Genomic DNA, 17,701 nt, shown 5'->3' with positions numbered 1-17,701 from the left:
CCTCGACCTTGAACAAAGACGAACACGCACCGCTTGCCCCGGATCGGGCAAGCGCCTATTATGTTCGATACTGATACTAACATGTTCACTATAGATACACAAGGAGATCGCAATGAGTGAATCGAACCTCGAATCGCCGTGGATCGCGGCCGTCGTGCAGGGCACGCCCGTGCCGTTCGACCAGCGCCGAACCCTGGAGAAAGTCGACGGCCTGGTTGCGTCCGCCGTGTCGCAGCGCGCCAGGCTCGTGGTGTTTCCCGAAGCGTTCGTCGGCGGCTACCCCAAGGGGCATGCGTTCGGCTCGTACGTCGGCGGGCGCAGCGACGAAGGGCGCGACGCCTATCGCGCGTATTGGGAGGCCGCGATCGACGTGCCGGGGCCGTGCGTCGACGCGCTGGCCGCCATTGCCGGGCGGCACGGCGTGCATCTGGTGATCGGCGTGATCGAACGCGATGCGGGCACGCTCTACTGCTGCGTGTTGTTCTTCGGGCCGGGCGGCCACTACCTCGGCAAACACCGCAAGCTGATGCCCACCGGTTCCGAGCGCCTGATCTGGGGCTACGGCGATGGCTCCACCATGCCCGTGCTCGACACCGAACTCGGCAAGCTTGGCGCCGTGATTTGTTGGGAGAACTACATGCCCATGATGCGCACGGCCATGTATGCGAAGGGCATCCAGCTTTACTGCGCGCCGACGGCCGATTCGCGGCCGTCGTGGGTCGCATCGATGCAGCACATCGCGATCGAGGGCCGATGCTACGTACTCGCAAGCAATCAGTTTCTGCGGCGAAGCGATTACCCCGCCGCGTACGACAGCCTGTTCGGTGACGACCCCGACGCCGTGGTGCAGGCGGGCGGAAGCTGTATCGTCGATCCGTTCGGGCGGATTCTCGCCGGCCCCGCGTTCGGCGAGGAAACCATCCTGACCGCGGAGATCGACCTGCGAAACATCGCGCGCGGCAAGTTCGATTTCGACGTGACCGGCCACTACAGCCGCCCCGACGTGTTTCGCCTGACCGTCGACGAACGCCGCCAGGCGCCCGTGACCGTCATCCCGGCCGCACCGCAAGCCGCCGCTCACTACGAGGATCAACGCTCATGATTACCCGAGACGACATTCGCGCGGCCGCGCAGCGGGTTGCGCCGTACATCCGCACCACGCCCGTCGTGCAACTGGAGGCCGGCTGGTTCGACGTGCCCGGCGACACGTTCCTGAAGCTCGAATCGCTGCAGGTGACCGGCTCGTTCAAGCCGCGCGGCGCGTTCAACCGCCTGCTCGGCCAACCGCTGCCGCCGGCCGGCGTGATCGCCGCGTCCGGGGGCAACCACGGCATCGCCGTCGCCTACGCCGCGCACAAGCTGCGCGCCCGCGCCGAAATCTACGTGCCGAGCCTCGCCACGCCGCTCAAGCGCAAGATGCTGACCGACCTCGGCGCGAAGGTCGTGGTGGCAGGCAATACCTATGTCGAGGCGCTCGCGGCCAGCGAGGCGCGGGCCGCCGAATCGGGCGCGCTGAAGGTGCATGCGTTCGACGATCCCGCCACGGTCGCGGGGCAAGGCACGCTGGCGCTCGAACTCGATGCGCAATTGCCGGATGTCGACACGGTGCTGGTTTCTGTCGGCGGCGGGGGGTTTATCGGCGGCATCGCGGCGTGGTTCGCGGGGCGGGTCAAGATCGTTGCGGTGGAGCCCACGCAGTGTCCGACCTTGCATCGGGCGTTGCAGGCGCGTGAACCGGTGGATGTCGAGACGAGCGGGATCGCGGCGGATTCACTTGGGTGCAAGCGGGTTGGCAACGTGCCGTTTTCGGTTCTGTTGCCCACGGTGAATGAATCGGTGCTGGTGTCGGATGCGCAGATTCGCGACGCGCAAAACCTGCTGTGGAATCGGCTCCGGGTGGCGTCGGAGCCGGGGGGCGCGACGGCGTTGGCGGCGTTGATGGCGGGGGCTTATGTTCGCTCGCCGGGGGAGAGGGTGGCGGTGGTGATCTGCGGGGGGAATGTGGACCCGGGAGGCTTGGGGGGTTGAGGTGCTGATGGGCGATGGGTGGGGCGTGACTTCGATTGCACGGCCCCGCAGCCGCGGATCTTTTGTGACGTATCAATCACATTAGTCGTTTAGATGCTTTTAATGTGACATATACATCACAAACAGCGTAGACGCCTGGCATCATTATTGTGACGTATACGATACAATATCATCCCGAAAACGGATAATGTGAGGTATACATTACATGAATTTAGCCGAATTAGGTGAAGCGTTCCGGGAGGCCCGGCTCGCCGCGAACCTGACGCAACAACAAGTCGCCAAACTGAGCGGCTTGCCGCGCGAACGCATCAGCCTGTTCGAGACTGGCTCATTGCCCGAGCTGGGCGCGGTCAAGATGCTCAGCCTGTTCGACGCCGTCGGGCTCGAGATCCTTGTGCGCCGCCATGGGCATCAACGCACGCTCGACGACGTGCTGGACGACCCTGAAGACCTGCCGAACGGTTCGGACGGTACGTCCGGCCGCGTGCGGGTGCGCGCCGTGCAGCGCTTCAGGGCGACAGAGAACAAATCATGAGCCACGATCCCCTTTACGTCTACGTTCGAGGCCAGGTGGTCGGCACGCTCGCTGAAGAGGGCGGGCAGTTCGTTTTCACGTACCTGCCCGATGCTGCGGAAGAGAACCAGGTCTCGTTGCTGATGCCGGTGCGCGCAGCGTCGTATGTGTGGCCCCGGTTGCATCCGTTTTTTCAGATGAACCTCCCGGAGGGCGTCAAGAAGGACATCATGATCCGCCACCTCGGCCCGCACGCCGACGTGAGCGATTTCGGGCTGCTCGCGCTCACCGGCGCGAACACGATCGGACGCGTACAGGTCGTGCCGCGTGGCGCGACGCTCGGACAGGCCACCAACAAGACCAACATGGCGGAACTGCTCGCGTCGACCGACTCGCGCGACAACCTCCTGCGTCTGCTCGAGACCAGGATCACGGAAGGCATCTCGGGGGTGATGCCCAAGGCGTTGTTGCAAGAGAAAGCCACGACATGGACCCACGACACCATCCTGAAGACGGGCTTCGATGATCTGCCTGCGTTGGCGATCAACGAGTATCTATGCCTGGAAGTCGCGCGCCAGGCCGGGCTCGAAGTCCCCGACGCACAACTGTCCGACGACGGGCAGGTATTGGCGGTGCGGCGCTTCGACCGCCCCCGCGACGGCCAGACGTTGGCGGTGGAAGACTACTGCGCGCTGAAAGGCCTGGACCCCGTCAACAAGTACAACGGCACACTCGAACTCCTCGAAACGTTGACCAGGACCTACGTTCCACGCGACGCGTTCAAGGACAATGCCCGACGGCTCTTCACCCTGTTGCTGCTGAATCATGCAGTCCACAATCAGGACGCCCACCTGAAGAACTTCGCGCTCGTCTACACCAGCCGCGACGACGTGCGGCTCGCACCTGTCTACGACGTTTTGAGCGGCACCGTCTACCCGAAATATGTGTCGGCAATCCCGGCGCTGCCTGTCAAGGGCAAGCGGGTTTGGGCGTCGGGCGCACTGCTGCAGAACTACGGTGGTGCGCGGCTTGGCCTGAGCAAGGCGGATTTGGGGGAGGCTGTCGAGCGCGTCTCGGCTGCAGTTCGCCAGGTCACGCCGAGGGTGTCCGAGTTCGCAGACCAATACCCTGATTTCCGCGAAGTCGCCAAGCGCATGCTGGATGCATGGAGCTGGGGGCTCGAAGACATCAAGCCCGATGCAAAGCCCGGCAAATACACGCCTGCGCCGCTACGCGAGCAGATGGGCATGTCCGACCCGAGCACGGCTGTAGCGCGAAAGGACGCCAACCCCCACGCGAATCCTGACGGGGCCTTCAGTCATAAGGCCAGATAGCGCAGCCGCCCGCGACAACACCTCGAACCGCATTCACGCCCGCTTGCCCTTGAACGCCATGCGAACCGCCACATAAAGCAGCGGCGCGAAGAAAATGCCCAGCACGGTGGAGGCGAGCATGCCGCCCATGACGCCGATGCCGATCGCGTTCTGGGCGCCTGAACCCGCGCCGGTGGCAACGGCCAGCGGCGCCACACCGAGGATGAAGGCGAGCGACGTCATCAGGATCGGCCGCAGGCGCTGGCGCGCGGCGTCGAGCGTGGCCTCGACCACACCTGCCCCGTGCGCCTCCCGCTCCAGGGCGAACTCGACAATCAGGATCGCGTTCTTCGCCGCCAGCCCGATGGTCGTGAGAAGCCCGACCTTGAAATAGACGTCGTTGGTCTGGCCGCACAGCATCGCGGCCAGCAGCGCGCCCGCCATGCCGATGGGCACGGTGAGCATCACCGCGAGCGGAATCGACCAGCTTTCGTAGAGCGCCGCGAGGCATAGAAACACCACCAGGACGGAAATCGCATAGAGCCCGGTTGCCTGATCGCCCGCGAGCCGCTCCTCATACGACAATCCGGTCCATTCGTGACGAAATCCCGGCGGCAGCGCGGCAACCAGTCTGTCGATCGCGCGCATTGCCGTACCCGAGCTCACGCCCGGCGCGGCCTCGCCCTGGATCTCCAGCGCCGAATCACCGTTGTAGCGCTCCAGCCGGGTCGGGCCGAACGTCCAGCGCCCGTGCGCGAACGCGGAGAAGGGAACCATCTCGTTGCCGGCGTTGCGCACATGCCAGCCGTCGAGATCGTGCGGCTGCATGCGGTAGTCGATATCGCCCTGCACGTAGACGCGCTTCACGCGCCCCCGGTCGATGAAATCGTTCACGTAGTCGCTGCCCCACGCGACCGACAGCGTCTGGTTGATATCGGCAAGACTCAAGCCGAGTGCGCTCGCCTTGGCCTGATCGATGGCCACGGCGAACTGCGGTGTGGGATCCTGGCCGCTTTGGCGCGTATCGGTCAGCGCGGGGTCACGAGCCGCGGCGGCCAGCAACGTGTTCCGCGCCTCGATCAGTTTTTCCCGCCCCGCGCCGTTGCTGTCCTTCAGATAGAAGTCGAAGCCGTTGGACGTGCCCATGCCGTCCACGGCGGGCGGCAGCAGCGCATAAACCCGGGCGTCGCCGATGGCGGCGAAGGCCACGCTCGCGCGCTGCGCGATTTCCTTTGCGGAGAGATTCGCCGAGTTGCGCTGCTCGAAGTCCTTGAGGCGCACGAACACCATGCCCACGTTCTGGCCCGAGCCGCCAAAACCATAGCCCTCGATGGCCATCACGCCATCCACCGCGTCTTTCTCGTCGTTCAGGTAATAGTCCGTCACACGCTTGAGCACGTCCTGGGTGCGCGCGCTCATCGCGCCGGCCGGAAGCTCCACGGTGGTCATCAGGATGCCCTGGTCGTCGACGGGCAGAAACGAGCTGGGCAGACGCATGAACATCCACCCCATCGCCACCACCACCGCGACGAAGATCGCCAGAAAGCGCTTGCCGCGCCCGAGCATGCCGGCGACGCTGCCGCGATAGGCGTCCGAGCCGCGCTCGAAGTGACGGTTGAACCAGCCCGCGAAGCCATGCCGCGCGGCATCGCCATGAGGGCGGCGCAGGATCGTGGCGCAGAGCGCGGGCGTGAGAATCAGCGCGACGGCAACGGAGAGCAGCATCGCCGTGACGATGGTGACCGAAAACTGACGATAGATCGTGCCGGTCGATCCGGAAGAAAACGCCATCGGCACGAACACGGCGGAAAGCACCGTCGCGATACCGATCAGCGCGCCCGTGATCTCGCGCATCGACTTGAGCGTGGCCTCGCGCGGGTCCAGGTTGTCCTCGCGCATGACGCGCTCGACGTTTTCCACCACGACGATGGCGTCGTCCACCAGCAGGCCGATGGCGAGCACCATCGCGAACATGGTGAGCGTGTTGATCGAGTAGCCGAACACGGCAAGCACGGCGAACGTGCCGAGCAGCACGACCGGAATGGCGAGCGTGGGAATCAGCGTCGCACGCACGTTCTGCAGGAACACCAGCATGACGATGAAGACCAGCACGATCGCTTCGACAAGCGTCTTCACGACTTCATGGATCGACAGCGCGACGAAGGGGGTGGTGTCGTACGGATAGACGACCTCCACGCCGGCGGGCAGCGTGCTCTTGAGCGAGGCGATCAGCGTCTTGACGCCCGCGGCCGTGTCGATGGCGTTCGCGTCGGCGGCCAGCATCACGCCCATCGACGACGCCGGCTTGCCGTTATAGGTGGAGGCATAGGTGTAGGAATCGGCGCCCAGTTCCACCCGGGCGACATCCTTGAGGCGCACCAGGGCGCTGTCGCTCGCGCTCTTGACGATGACGTCCTCGAACTGCGCGACGGTTTGCAGGCGGCTTTGCGCGGTGACCGTGGCGTTCAACTGCTGGCCGGGGCGGGCGGGCTGCGCGCCCAACTGGCCCGCCGCGACCTGCGCATTCTGGGCGCGCAACGCGGTTTCCACATCGCCGGGCATCAGCGCGTACTGTTGCAGACGGGCCGGGTCGAGCCAGATCCGCATGGCATAGCTCGAACCGAACAACTGCGTATTGCCCACGCCATGCACGCGGCGAATCTGATCCTGAAGCGTGCTGCCCACATAATCGTCGAGGTCGATCGAGCGCAGCTTGGCGTCGGTCGAGACGAAGCCCACCACCATCAGAAAGCTCGCCGACGATTTCGTGACGGTGAGCCCCGTGCTTTGCACCACCGAAGGCAATTGCGCGGTGACCTGTTGCAGCTTGTTCTGCACCTGCATCTGCGCGACATCGGCATTGGCGTTGTTGCTGAAGGTGAGACGAATCTCGACCTGGCCCGAAGCGTCCGAACTCGCCGACATATAGAGCAGGTTGTCCAGGCCGGTGAGCCCTTGCTCGATCACGCGCGTGACCGAATTTTCGATGGTCCCGGCGTCCGCGCCAGGGTAGCTCGCGGCAATCGAAATGGTGGTGGGCGCGATCTCGGGATACTGCGCGACGGGCAGGCGTTTGAGCGCGAGCACCCCGGCCAGCATCACGACGATGGCCAGCACCCACGCGAACACCGGGCGTCTGATGAAGAATGCCGACATGATGGCGTTCAGTTCCTTTTTGTCGATTGCTCGGCGGCATGGCCCTCTGCAGCGGCGTTGCCGTTCTGCGTGGCCTTCAGCGGGCGTACCTTGCCGGTGGCGGCGTCGATGGCGACTTCGGTCGCCGCCACCGCGTCGCCCGCGCGCACTTGCTGGCTGCCTTCGACGATCAGCGCATCGCCTTCACGCGGGCCTTGCGTGACGAGCCAGTCGTTACCGTGCTCGCGGGCATCGGCAAGCTCGACTTCCTCGACCTTGCCGCCGCGCACCATCAGCGCAGTGGCCGTGCCGCGCGGGTTGCGGCTCACGGCACGCTGCGGCAACAGATAGGCGCGCGGCACCGTGCCCTCCTCCACGATCGCGCGCACGTACATGCCCGGCAGCAGCACACGGCGCGCGTTCGGCACCACGGCCCGCAGCGTGTAGGTGCCGGTGCCGGTCGCCACGTTCGATTCGCCGAATTCGAGGCGCCCTTCGAGCGGATAGATCGCCCCGTTTTCGAGCTTCAGCTTCACCGGCACGCCGCCGTTTGCGTCCACCACGCGCCCGGCGTCGATGGCTTCGCGCAGGTCGAGCAGGTTCGCGCTCGATTGCGTGAGGTCGATGTTGACCTGGCCGATCTGGTGGATGGTCGTGAGCGCGGTGCCTTGGCTCGCGCTCACGAGCGCGCCGGGCGTGAGCGTCGAGCGGCCGATGCGTCCCGAAATGGGGGCGCGGACCGTCGTGCGGTCGAGGTCGATGCGTGCCGTTTCGAGTGCCGCTTTTGCGACGGCGACGCTGGCGCGCGCCTGCGCCAGCGCATCGATGGCTTCTTCGTGGTCTTGCCGGCTGATCGCGTTGTGCCTGACGAGCACCTGGTTCCGGTCGGCCTTTGCCTGCACGGAGGGAACGGCAGCCTCTGCACGCCGCAGGACGGCTTCGGCGTTGTCACGCGCGGCGCGATAACTTGCGGGGTCGATACGATAGAGCGGCTGGCCGGCCTCGACTTCGCTGCCTTCCACGAACAAACGCTGCTGGATGATGCCGCCGACTTGCGGGCGCACCTCGGCTTCAAGGAAGGCGACGACGCGCCCCGGCAGTTCGGCGGAAACCCGAACTGCCTGCTGGTGCAGCTTGATGACGCTGACGTTCGGAATGGACGCGCGTGGCGCAGCATCGACGTGGCCGCGTTTGCAGCCGGACAACGCGGCGACGAGGGCAAGCGCAACGGCCAGCGCGGCGGCGGTCTTTCTGATCGGGAAGTGCGTCATGGCGGCTCAGTGATACGGGCTGCGGTTGGGCGAGCCAGGAGTGTGCCGCGCTGCCGTTTGAATACGTTGGACGTTGTGTGGAGATTGTGTCGAGAAAACGCGGCAGCGATTCGCCGCTGTTCGGCCGCACCGAAGTGTCGAGCTATGATGGAGATTTGATGAAGCGGATTGCCTGGTGCGCTGCGTGGGTTCACGATGCGCTCTCCGAAAAGCTGCACAACGCCCGCGACGAACCATGAACGCGCTGATCCTGATCGCAGAAGACGAACCCGAAATCGCCGAGATTCTCGACGCCTATCTGCGCCGGGAGGGCTATCGCACCTATCAGGTCAACAACGGCCAGACCGCGCTCGACGTGCAGCCGCTGCTCAAACCCGATCTCGTGCTGCTCGATATAAAAATGCCGGGCAAGGACGGCTGGGAAGTGCTCGCCGAACTGCGCCGGCGCGGCGACACGCCGATCGTCGTCGTCACCGCGCTCGATCAGGACATCGACCGTCTGCAGGGCCTGCGCATCGGCGCGGACGACTACATCGTCAAGCCGTTCAATCCGGTCGAAATCGTGGCGCGCATCGGGGCCGTGCTGCGCCGGACGACATCCTGCCGCAACGAACCCGTGCTGCGCGTCGGCCGGCTCGAGATCGACACGGCGAGTTACGTGGCCAGCGTCCGCACGCTGGCTGCGGAACAACAATCCGGCCAAAGCGTTCAACTCTCGCTCACGCTCACGGAATTCCGCGTGCTCACGCATATGTCCAGATCTCCGCAGCGCGTGTTCACCCGCAGCGAGCTTCTCGATGCCTGCCTGCCGGGTGGCGTTGCGCTTGAACGCACGGTAGACAGCCATGTCAGCAACCTGCGGAAGAAACTCGAGAAAGCGGGCGCTTCCGACATGATTACCGTGGTTCGGGGCGTGGGTTACAAGCTGACCGGTTCCTGATGAAAACCGTCACCTCAACAGCCGGAAAGCACCGCGGACGGCTCGGGCGTCAGATCGTCCTTTCGATGGGCCTCGTATCGGTCATCACCGCACTGATTCTTTTCGTCGGCTCATTCATCATCTATGGCTTGCTCTACGCTCATTCTCCGCCGCCACAACCGACGACCTTGGCGGAAGCCTTCATTCCGGACCCCCAGGACTACCTGATTTTCGCCACACTGTTGCTTCTCGGGCTCGTGTTCGCGGTCATCATGGCGTCGCGCCTGGCCAAGCGCATTCTTGCGCCGCTGAACTCGCTTGCCGAAGGCGCCCGACGTATTGCGGCGGGCGACCTGGAGGCGCGTGCCCTGGCTGGCGACCGCTCGCTCGGCGATACCGCCCTGCTCGTTGACGACTTCAATGCGATGGCGGTTCGACTCGAGCGCATGACGACCGAGCGAACCGAATGGAACGCCGCGATCGCTCATGAATTGCGAACCCCGCTCACCATTTTGCGTGGTCGGCTGCAAGGCATGCGGGACGGCATATTCACGCCCGACGAAACACAAATACGCGGCTTGCTGTTTCAGGTCGAAGGTCTGACCCGGCTGGTCGATGATCTTTACATCATGAACTTGCAGGACATCGGGCGACTGGAGATGCGCATCGAGCCCACGCGCATCGATATCGAAATCCGGCGTGCCGTCGACTCGATTGGGGATGCACTCGGCGAAGCCGGATTCATCCTCGAGCTGAACCTGTCCGACACGGTCGTGGCTTGCGATGGCGCCCGTATCCGGCAAGCACTATTCGCATTGCTCGACAACGCGCGAAGATACGCCGTGCCGGGCCGTCTGCTTGTCTCGCTCAGCGTTCGGGAGGATTCGTTTTCGGTTGGCGTGGAAGACGAAGGCCCAGGCTTGTCTCCCGACTTCGCGCCGCTGGTTTTCGAGCCGTTCACGCGCGCCGATGCCTCGCGCTCCCGGAAATTCGGCGGCGCCGGCCTGGGTCTCTCGGTCGTGCGGGCGATTGCGTTGGCGCACGGAGGACAGGCTACGTTCAGGCCGTCTCAGTCTGGCGGCTCCGTGTTCGAGCTCACGCTGCCGCGTGGCCAGACGTGAATCCCGCATTCACAGTTCGCGCATCATCACGACCGAACACGCGTAAAGCCTTGCTTCTCGAAGAATTCATGCGCCTTGTGATTCTGAGCGCCGCTTTCCAGAAAGATGCGATGACATCCGGCCTCTCGTGCTTCCTGCACAAGCCAATCCAGCACGGTACGTCCGATACCAACGTGTCTCATGCTGCGGCTGATAACGATGTCCTCCAAAACAGCATAAGGAACCCCGGGACCTTGGGTATGCATCGCAACACACCCCATCGCGACGAGTTCCAAACCGTTTCTTGCAGCAAATATCAACGTTGGCGGCGGCCCATTTTCCGCTGTTTCTGCCGTTATGCTTTCTGTAATTTCCGACCTGATCAGTCGCGGCCGATCCGGATTCCAGCACTTCGGCGATTCTGCAAGACCAAACTGGAGTTCAGAGTGGGAGATATAGGAAGCGTCGGTGTTTTCCGTGAAGAAGACGGCCAACTCGTCTGCTTCATTTACGTTATCGACCCAGTACGGCTTAATCGGATGGGCAGTGTTCATGGTTTCCTTCGAGAATCAATGCAAGCATTCCTGTGAGTGTCGTCGTCGGCCGCCGCGTTGAAACGGAACATGCACAACGCAAGATAAGGATCTTGCGGCAACACTGTCCACAAACCGTGGAAATTTGATGAACGCCGGATGCAGCGGACCTATCCGCGATGAACCGGTTTGCCATTCTGCCCGGCACGGCCGGAGCGCGAAAGGATGCGAATTCCTACGCCAATCCTGACGGGGCCTTCAGTCATAAGGCCAGATAGCGCGGCGGATTCGTCCATAACCGGTCGGATGTCATGAAGGCAGCAACGCCTTACCTGAGAAAGCTCGCCAGTAAGTCGCGCGTTTGAGCGACGACGCGATCCTGGAATTGCGTCTCGCGTGCCAGCGCCGGGGCGTGCTGAGAATTTTCATAAAGGGCATCGGCAACGGCACGGTCACCGGCACCAGAACGGCCACCAGCGCGCGCACGAACGCCTTGGCGTTGCCCATGCCCAGTCCCGTGCCGGGAGTGAAACCTGGCTCGATGGCGGTGAAATGCAATCGCGATGTCTCGCGGGCAAAGCTCATTGCGGTGACCAACGCACACTGCTTGGACGTCGCATAGGCGTCCATGCCGGGTTTCGCGGAGCCATTCGATTGCCACTCTCCATGCGCGCTGCCCTGCGCCGACAGATAGCGCCCACCCCGGAAGCCCGCGGCCACGGCCGGTTTGCGATTCGGATCTTCCACACAAGCGTGTCTAGTCAGTTAATTATCATTCTCATCGCAGGCCTTGCCGTCACCGCTGCCGCATCGGTATCCGCGATCCGACTCATTCATCGGCAGCCCGTCATGGCGGCGACTCGAATCGCCGCTTCGATCCTTCCCCCAAACGTGACTTCGACGCAAAACCGGCCTGCTGACGCTTTTGGGTCATCAAGACGCGTTCGCATCGTCAGTCAGCAATCAGCCCCCAACGTAGCCCCCGCCCCCGCCCGCAATTCCGAAGGCGAATGCCCCCCGATCCGCCGCATCGCATGCGCCAACGCCGCGCCACTGGCGAACCCCACCCGAAACGCCACCTCCCCGATCGGCAAATCCGTCTGCGTCAGCAACTCGCAGGCGATCCGATAACGCACACGCTGCTGAAACTCCCCGATCGACAGCCCCGTGCGTTCACGAAACAGGCGCGTGATATGCCGACGCGACGCCCCGAACCGCTGCTCGAGCGCATCGAGCGGAATATCCCGGTCGACATGCGACGTCACATAGGCTTCGATATCCGCGACCAGCGCCATGCCATGTTCCGCGGGCGACCGCGCCGATTCGCCGTGCCCCGCGATGACCTCGCCGATGCACTGCATCAGCAGCGCCGCCGCCAGGGCCTGCCGGGTCGCCTCGCTGCCATAGGCGCCGAGGTCGGCGCGCAGCGACAGGTCCTGCAGATTGCGGATGGCGGCGGATTTGCGAAACAGCGTGGGTTTGCGCGTACGCCGCCGAAACGCGTCGAGCGATCCGACACCGGTATCGAGCCTGCGCAGCGCATCAGCCGTGACATAAAGCGCGACGTGCGTGTGGGGCGCGCATGCGGCGCGCGTCTGGTGGGCGTGCTCGGACGGCATCACCGCGAAGCGATCTTGCGACAGCCAGATACCGGCGCGCCGGTCTTCATGCCGGATCTCGACCGCCCCGAGGCTGGGCAGGATAAACATCAGACAATCGTGCCAATGCCAGGGCATCGCGTAGCTGCCGCGTCCAGTGAGCGTCGCGCAGCCGTCGCCGGCAGAAACGAGCAGAGATTTGTCGGCCGGCCGGCAGACCTCATCGAACGAACGCAGCATCCCTCACCTCCCATTCGACCAGAACACGATCGCGCACCGATTCGCGGATACGCCTGTACGCCAACGCAACGCGATGTCGCGCATGAAACCGTGTCACGAGCATAGCAGTACAAAAACCGGCGTCCGGCACCGCCATGGCCCGTTCGATCAACTGGCGCGGCCCGCCGAAACGCGCGGCATCACGTGGATTTCCGTAACCTGATCGCATGGAAATACAGGCCCCGATTGGCGGGGCGCACACCGTAATGACCCCACACCACGCAGTCGAACTCGTCAACGTATTCGCCGCCGCGCCAGGCGGCGGCAATCCCGCGCCCATCGTGATCGACGCGGACGGGATGTCCGATGCCGAGATGCAGGCGGTCGCGCAACGCTACGGCCACGAAAGCGGCTTCGTCATGCCGGCGCCGGCCGGCTCGGGTTGCGACTTCGAGTTTCGCTTCTGGGTGCCCAACCACGAAATGTCGATGTGCGGCCACGCCACCGTCGGCGCGGTCTGGCTGCTGCACCGCAACGGGCGCCTGCAGCGCGACCGGCTCCGCATCCTGACGCGCAGCGGCGTGGTACTGGCGCGCATCACCGGTGAATCCGGCGACGGCGCGGCGGTCGAGATCTCGCAACCGGCGGGCAGCGTCGAAGCGCTGGACGACCAGGCCACGCGGCGCGCGATTCTCGACGTGCTCGGCATCACCGAGGCGCAATTGGCGCCGCTGCCGATCCAGAACGCCTGCACCAGCCGCGTGAAGACCTTGATCCCGCTCGCCAGCGTGGCCGATCTCGATGCATTGCAGCCGCGCTTCGGCCAGATCGAGGCGTTGTGCGTGCAAATCGATTCGACCGGGCTCTATCCGTATGCGGCGCACGACGCAGCGCAGGCTGTGTTCGATGCGCGGCAGTTCCCGCGCGCCTCCGGCTACCCCGAGGACGCCGCCACCGGCATCGCGGCTTCGGCACTTTCGTTCGGACTGCTTGCCAGCGGCGCGATCGAATCTTCCGTTCAGGCGGTCACGATCCGTCAGGGCCGCGCGATGCATCGCCCTTCGCAGATTTCCGTGCGCTTCCGTTTCGCAGACGGCGACCGGAGCCGCGTGCCGGACGGTTGCTGGCTAGGCGGACGGGTGGTCATCGAAACGCAACCGGGGTCGCCGTCATGACGTCGGACCTGGAACATCGAATCGCGCAACTCGGCCTCGCGCTGCCCGCCGCGCCCGCGCCGCGTGGCGCCTACGAGAGCGTGGTGATTCATGACGATATTGCCTACGTGAGCGGCCAGGTCTGCCGGATCGAAGGCGGCGTGATTGCCGGCCCGGTGAGCGATACGACAACGCCCGAGACGATCCGGCACGCGGCGCACACCTGCGTGCTGCGCGCGCTCGCCGCGCTGCATGCCGGCGTGCCGACGTCGCTCGATATCGATCGCACGCTGTTCCTGCGCGGCTTCGTCCATGCGGCGCCCGGCTTTGCGCACTACGGGCGCGTGCTCGACGAAGCCTCGACGCTGTTGCACGCGATCCTCGGCGAACGCGGGCGCCATGCGCGATCGGCCGTCGGCGTGGCTGGATTGCCGGATGGCGCGCTGCTCGAAATCGAACTGGTCGTCGCGCTGAAACACGTGCCGGACAACAGCATCGAACTGTCCTGACGCCTCGCATCCCGTCTTACAAACGATCGGCAAAGCCGACCCGCAACGACCCTCCAACGTGGAGAAGACCATGAATCGTCGTCAACTTTTGCAACTCGGCCTTGCCGCAGCGCCCGCCGCCTTGCTCTCTCGTGTGGTCCGCGCCGATGACGCGGAACTCGTGATCGGCTCGAACGTGGGCGCGCCGCCGTTCGCCTACAAGGACGGCAACGGCTATTCCGGCTTCGACGTCGAAGTCTGGAGCGAAGTGGCCAAGGGCATGAAGCGCACGTGGCGCCTGCAACCGATGGAGTTCGGCGCGCTGCTGCCGGCCTTGCAGACCCGCAATCTCGACGCGATCGTGTCGCAGCTTTTCATCAAGCCGGAACGCCAGCAGGTGATCGATTTCTCGATGCCGTACTACAAGAGCGGGCTGATCTCGGTCACCCGCATCGACAACACCCGCATCCACTCGCCCGCCGACCTCGCCGGCAAGCGCATCGGCACCGAAACCGGCACGGTGGCGGTGGGGTACATCCGCGAACACATCAAGGACGCGACGATCGAGCAGCTTCCGAGCATCAACAATGCGCTGCTCGCGCTGCTGGCGGGTCGCACCGATGCGGTCGTGTACGACAAGCCGCTGCTGCTCTACTACGCCAACACCGGCGGCAAGGGCAAGGTGCGCGTCGTGCAGCCGCCGCTGGAAGGGCTCGATGTCGGAATCGGCTTCCAGAAAGGCAGCCCGCTGGTGGCCGCCGCCAACCAGCAACTCGCCGCGATGAAGGCCGACGGACGGCTCGACGCATTGAATCGCAAGTGGTTCGGAGAGCGCTCGGCATGAACTTCGACTGGGCGGCCATGCTGGCCGCATTGCCCGATCTGATGCAAGGGCTTCGGCTGACCATCCTGATCGCGCTGGCGGGCCTCGCCGGCGGTCTCGTGCTGGGGATGATCGCGGGCGTGGCGCTGACCTACGGCGGGCGGCTCGCGATGCTGCCCGCGCAGTTGTACGTCGCGCTGATACGCGGCACGCCGATCGTGGTGCAGGTGATGTTCGTCTACTTCGCACTGCCGATCATGATGAACGTGCGCATCAGCGGCACCAGCGCCGCCATCATCACGCTGATCGTCAACTCGGGCGCCTACAACGCGGAGATCGTGCGCGGCGCGCTCGACGCGGTGCCCGGCGGGCTGCGGGAAGCCGGTCTCGCGATGGGCCTGCCGTTTCACCGCGTGCTCGCCCACGTGATCGCGCCGATCGCGATGCGGCGGGCGCTGCCGGCGATGGGCAATCAGTTCGTGAATCTGGTCAAGGACACGTCGATCTTTCTCGTGATCGGCGTGGGCGAACTGACCCGGCGCGGCCAGGAAATCATGGCGGAAAATTTTCGCGCGGTGGAAATCTGGACCGCCGTGGCCTGCATCTACCTGCTCGTGATCAGCCTGCTTGCGCTGGGCTTGCGAGTTCTTGAACGGAGAGTACGCCTGAGATGAGCATGATCGAATTCCGGCAGGCATCGAAACAGTTCGGGCAGCACCTCGTGCTGCATCCGCTCGATCTGACGGTCGAGCGCGGCGAAGTGACGGTGATCGTCGGCCCGTCCGGTTCGGGCAAATCGACGATGCTGCGCTGTATCAACGGGCTCGAAACGCTCAGCGGGGGCGACCTGCGCGTCGACGGCATCAGCGTGCTGGGTAGCGCGCGCGACGTGCGGCGTATCCGGCTCGAAGCGGGCATGGTGTTCCAGCAGTTCAACCTGTTCCCGAATCTGACGGCGCTGCAGAACGTGATGTTCGGGCCGATCCGCGCACGCGGCAAGTCGCGCGCCGAGGCCAACGACATCGCGCGTTCGCTGTTGCAGAAGGTCGGGCTGTCCGAGCGCATGAACCACTATCCGTCGCAACTCTCGGGCGGCCAGCAGCAGCGCGTCGCCATCGCGAGAGCGCTGGCGATCCAGCCGCAGTTGATGCTGTTCGACGAACCGACTTCGGCGCTCGACCCCGAACTGCGCGAGGAAGTGCTCAAGGTCATGCAGACGCTCGCCGCGGAGGGCATGACGATGGTCGTCGTCACGCATGAAATGGGCTTCGCGCAGCGAGTGGGCACGCGCCTGCTGTTCATGGAGGCGGGCCGGCTGGTTCACGACGGCGATCCGTCACGGCTGCTTTCCGCGCCGCCCAGCGAGCGCTTTCGCGACTTCCTGCGACACATTCATTGATCCTCCATCGCCACGCCTCATGACTGCCTCCCGATTCGAACAGGACTACGGATTTCGCCGCGACGCGGTAGGCCAGCACAACTGGCGCGACGCGCCGTGGAATGTCTGGGCCTTCCGCCATTTGCACGAGATCATTCCGTCGACGCGCATCGTCGCCGCATCCGGCCTCGCCGAAACGGCCCCCGTCGATGCCGCCGCGCTGGTCGGGCAGGCGCTGACCATCGACGGCGTGCGCCACACGATATCGTCGATCCTGCACGACACTTGCACCGACGGCCTGACCGTGATGCGTGCGGGGCGCATCGTCGCCGACTGGCTCGCACCGAACTTCACACTGCAAAGCCGCCATATCCTGTTCTCGGCCAGCAAATCGGTGGCGGGCCTGCTCGCCGGCATCCTGCACGGCGACGGGCTGCTCGATCCCGATGCGCCGGTCGCGCATTACGTTCCCGAGTTGCAATCGTCGGCGTTCGGCGATGCGAGCGTCCGGCATGTGCTCGACATGCGCACCAGCCTCGCGTTCGACGAGGATTATCTCGATCCGCACGGCCTCTATTCTCGATACCGCCGGGCTGGATTGTGGGACCCGCGCCGCGACGGCGAGCCGCAGGAAACCGTGATCGATCTGCTGGCGGCCTTGCCCAAGGGAGCCGGCGATCACGGCGGGCCGTTTCATTACTGCTCGCCCAATTCGGATGTGCTCGGCCTCGTGATCGAACGCGCCTCGGGCCAGCGCTACGCGGATTTCGCGTCCGCCCGCTTGTGGCAGCCGCTCGGCCTGCGTGCCGACGGCTACGTGACCGTGGACATCGCCGGCACCGCGCGTTCGGGCGGCGGCCTGTGCATGGCCATCCGCGATCTCGCGAGGATCGGCGAACTCGTGCGCGTCGGCGGGGAAATCGATGGACGGCGGCTGATCCCGCGCGCCTGGATCGACGATACGCGCCACGGCGGAAGCGCCGAAGCCTGGCGCAATGGCAGCTTCGCGGATTGGCTGCCCGACGGACGCTATCGAAACAAGTGGTATCAGCGAGGGAACGCCAACGGCGCCTGCTTTGCGATCGGCATTCATGGCCAGTGGCTGTATGTCGACCCGGCGAGCGAGACGGTGATCGCCAAGTTCTCGGCACAGCCCGCGCCTGCGAATAACGAACTGAAGCGCTTGAATCTGGCGTTGTTCGATGCGATCACGGAGAGGGTGGGGTGA

General features: G+C 64.7%; 18 protein-coding genes. 13 read left to right on the top strand and 5 right to left on the bottom strand.

Annotation, left to right across the window (positions count from 1 at the left end; genetic code table 11):
• Positions 1 to 112: 112 nt before the first annotated feature.
• The 4 genes from AB4850_RS01710 to AB4850_RS01695 all read left to right on the top strand — a co-directional run bounded on the left by AB4850_RS01710 (position 113) and on the right by AB4850_RS01695 (position 3,876).
• Positions 113 to 1,102, top strand: a complete 990-nt coding sequence (locus tag AB4850_RS01710; protein WP_414440900.1) for a nitrilase-related carbon-nitrogen hydrolase — start codon at positions 113 to 115, stop codon at positions 1,100 to 1,102.
• Positions 1,099 to 2,028: a threonine/serine dehydratase gene (locus AB4850_RS01705; RefSeq protein WP_414440899.1), complete on the top strand. Its 930-nt coding sequence runs from the start codon at positions 1,099 to 1,101 to the stop codon at positions 2,026 to 2,028. Before AB4850_RS01710 ends, AB4850_RS01705 begins: the two co-directional genes overlap by 4 nt.
• Before the next feature lie 205 nt (positions 2,029 to 2,233).
• Entirely contained in the window at positions 2,234 to 2,563 is a 330-nt protein-coding gene (locus AB4850_RS01700; RefSeq protein WP_414440898.1) for a helix-turn-helix transcriptional regulator, read from the top strand.
• Positions 2,560 to 3,876 carry a type II toxin-antitoxin system HipA family toxin gene (locus AB4850_RS01695; protein WP_414440897.1) on the top strand — a complete coding sequence of 439 codons (1,317 nt, stop codon included), beginning with the start codon at positions 2,560 to 2,562 and terminating at the stop codon, positions 3,874 to 3,876. The genes AB4850_RS01700 and AB4850_RS01695 overlap by 4 nt, the downstream gene beginning before the upstream one ends.
• Positions 3,877 to 3,909: 33 nt before the next feature.
• Here AB4850_RS01695 and AB4850_RS01690 read toward each other — a convergent pair whose 3' ends face one another.
• Both AB4850_RS01690 and AB4850_RS01685 read right to left on the bottom strand, forming a co-directional pair.
• Positions 3,910 to 7,011 (bottom strand): efflux RND transporter permease subunit, encoded by a 3,102-nt coding sequence (locus AB4850_RS01690; RefSeq protein ID WP_414440896.1) that lies wholly within the window; start codon positions 7,009 to 7,011, stop codon positions 3,910 to 3,912.
• 8 nt (positions 7,012 to 7,019) lie between these two features.
• Positions 7,020 to 8,261 (bottom strand): efflux RND transporter periplasmic adaptor subunit, encoded by a 1,242-nt coding sequence (locus AB4850_RS01685; protein ID WP_414440895.1) that lies wholly within the window; start codon positions 8,259 to 8,261, stop codon positions 7,020 to 7,022.
• A gap of 77 nt (positions 8,262 to 8,338) precedes the next feature.
• On the opposite strand from AB4850_RS01685, the gene AB4850_RS01680 reads away from it, so the two are divergent.
• Genes AB4850_RS01680 through AB4850_RS01670 form a run of 3 tightly spaced genes read left to right on the top strand, consistent with a single transcriptional unit; the run spans position 8,339 to position 10,301 of the window.
• Positions 8,339 to 8,500 (top strand): hypothetical protein, encoded by a 162-nt coding sequence (locus AB4850_RS01680; RefSeq protein ID WP_414440894.1) that lies wholly within the window; start codon positions 8,339 to 8,341, stop codon positions 8,498 to 8,500.
• Complete coding sequence (locus tag AB4850_RS01675; protein ID WP_414440893.1) at positions 8,497 to 9,201, top strand: response regulator; 705 nt, start codon at positions 8,497 to 8,499, stop codon at positions 9,199 to 9,201. The genes AB4850_RS01680 and AB4850_RS01675 overlap by 4 nt, the downstream gene beginning before the upstream one ends.
• A complete protein-coding gene (locus AB4850_RS01670; RefSeq protein WP_414440892.1) occupies positions 9,201 to 10,301 on the top strand; it encodes an ATP-binding protein in 1,101 nt (366 codons plus the stop codon). The genes AB4850_RS01675 and AB4850_RS01670 overlap by 1 nt, the downstream gene beginning before the upstream one ends.
• 26 nt (positions 10,302 to 10,327) lie before the next feature.
• Here AB4850_RS01670 and AB4850_RS01665 read toward each other — a convergent pair whose 3' ends face one another.
• The 3 genes from AB4850_RS01665 to AB4850_RS01655 form a co-directional block, all read right to left on the bottom strand.
• The gene (locus tag AB4850_RS01665) at positions 10,328 to 10,834 is read right to left on the bottom strand and encodes a GNAT family N-acetyltransferase (protein ID WP_414440891.1); all 507 of its coding nucleotides are present in this window, start codon (positions 10,832 to 10,834) and stop codon (positions 10,328 to 10,330) included.
• Between the two features lie 288 nt (positions 10,835 to 11,122).
• Positions 11,123 to 11,560, bottom strand: a complete 438-nt coding sequence (locus AB4850_RS01660) for a hypothetical protein (RefSeq protein WP_414440890.1) — start codon at positions 11,558 to 11,560, stop codon at positions 11,123 to 11,125.
• Between the two features lie 209 nt (positions 11,561 to 11,769).
• Positions 11,770 to 12,651: a helix-turn-helix domain-containing protein gene (locus AB4850_RS01655; protein WP_414440889.1), complete on the bottom strand. Its 882-nt coding sequence runs from the start codon at positions 12,649 to 12,651 to the stop codon at positions 11,770 to 11,772.
• Positions 12,652 to 12,896: 245 nt separating this feature from the next.
• Between AB4850_RS01655 and AB4850_RS01650 the strand changes: the two genes are divergently transcribed.
• The 6 genes from AB4850_RS01650 to AB4850_RS01625 all read left to right on the top strand — a co-directional run bounded on the left by AB4850_RS01650 (position 12,897) and on the right by AB4850_RS01625 (position 17,701).
• Complete coding sequence (locus tag AB4850_RS01650) at positions 12,897 to 13,805, top strand: PhzF family phenazine biosynthesis protein (RefSeq protein WP_414440888.1); 909 nt, start codon at positions 12,897 to 12,899, stop codon at positions 13,803 to 13,805.
• Complete coding sequence (locus AB4850_RS01645) at positions 13,802 to 14,293, top strand: RidA family protein (protein WP_414440887.1); 492 nt, start codon at positions 13,802 to 13,804, stop codon at positions 14,291 to 14,293. The genes AB4850_RS01650 and AB4850_RS01645 overlap by 4 nt, the downstream gene beginning before the upstream one ends.
• Positions 14,294 to 14,363: 70 nt before the next feature.
• Positions 14,364 to 15,116, top strand: coding sequence for a transporter substrate-binding domain-containing protein (locus AB4850_RS01640; RefSeq protein WP_414440886.1), 753 nt, complete (start codon positions 14,364 to 14,366; stop codon positions 15,114 to 15,116).
• Entirely contained in the window at positions 15,113 to 15,769 is a 657-nt protein-coding gene (glnP, locus tag AB4850_RS01635) for a glutamine ABC transporter permease GlnP (protein WP_414440885.1), read from the top strand. The genes AB4850_RS01640 and glnP overlap by 4 nt, the downstream gene beginning before the upstream one ends.
• Complete coding sequence (gene glnQ, locus AB4850_RS01630; protein WP_414440884.1) at positions 15,766 to 16,494, top strand: glutamine ABC transporter ATP-binding protein GlnQ; 729 nt, start codon at positions 15,766 to 15,768, stop codon at positions 16,492 to 16,494. The genes glnP and glnQ overlap by 4 nt, the downstream gene beginning before the upstream one ends.
• 19 nt (positions 16,495 to 16,513) lie before the next feature.
• On the top strand, positions 16,514 to 17,701 hold the full coding sequence (locus AB4850_RS01625; RefSeq protein WP_414440883.1) for a serine hydrolase domain-containing protein: 1,188 nt from the start codon (positions 16,514 to 16,516) through the stop codon (positions 17,699 to 17,701).

Source organism: Burkholderia sp. 22PA0106 (assembly GCF_047497155.1).
GTDB lineage: Bacteria > Pseudomonadota > Gammaproteobacteria > Burkholderiales > Burkholderiaceae > Burkholderia.
This window is presented reverse-complemented; position numbering and strand designations above follow the sequence as displayed.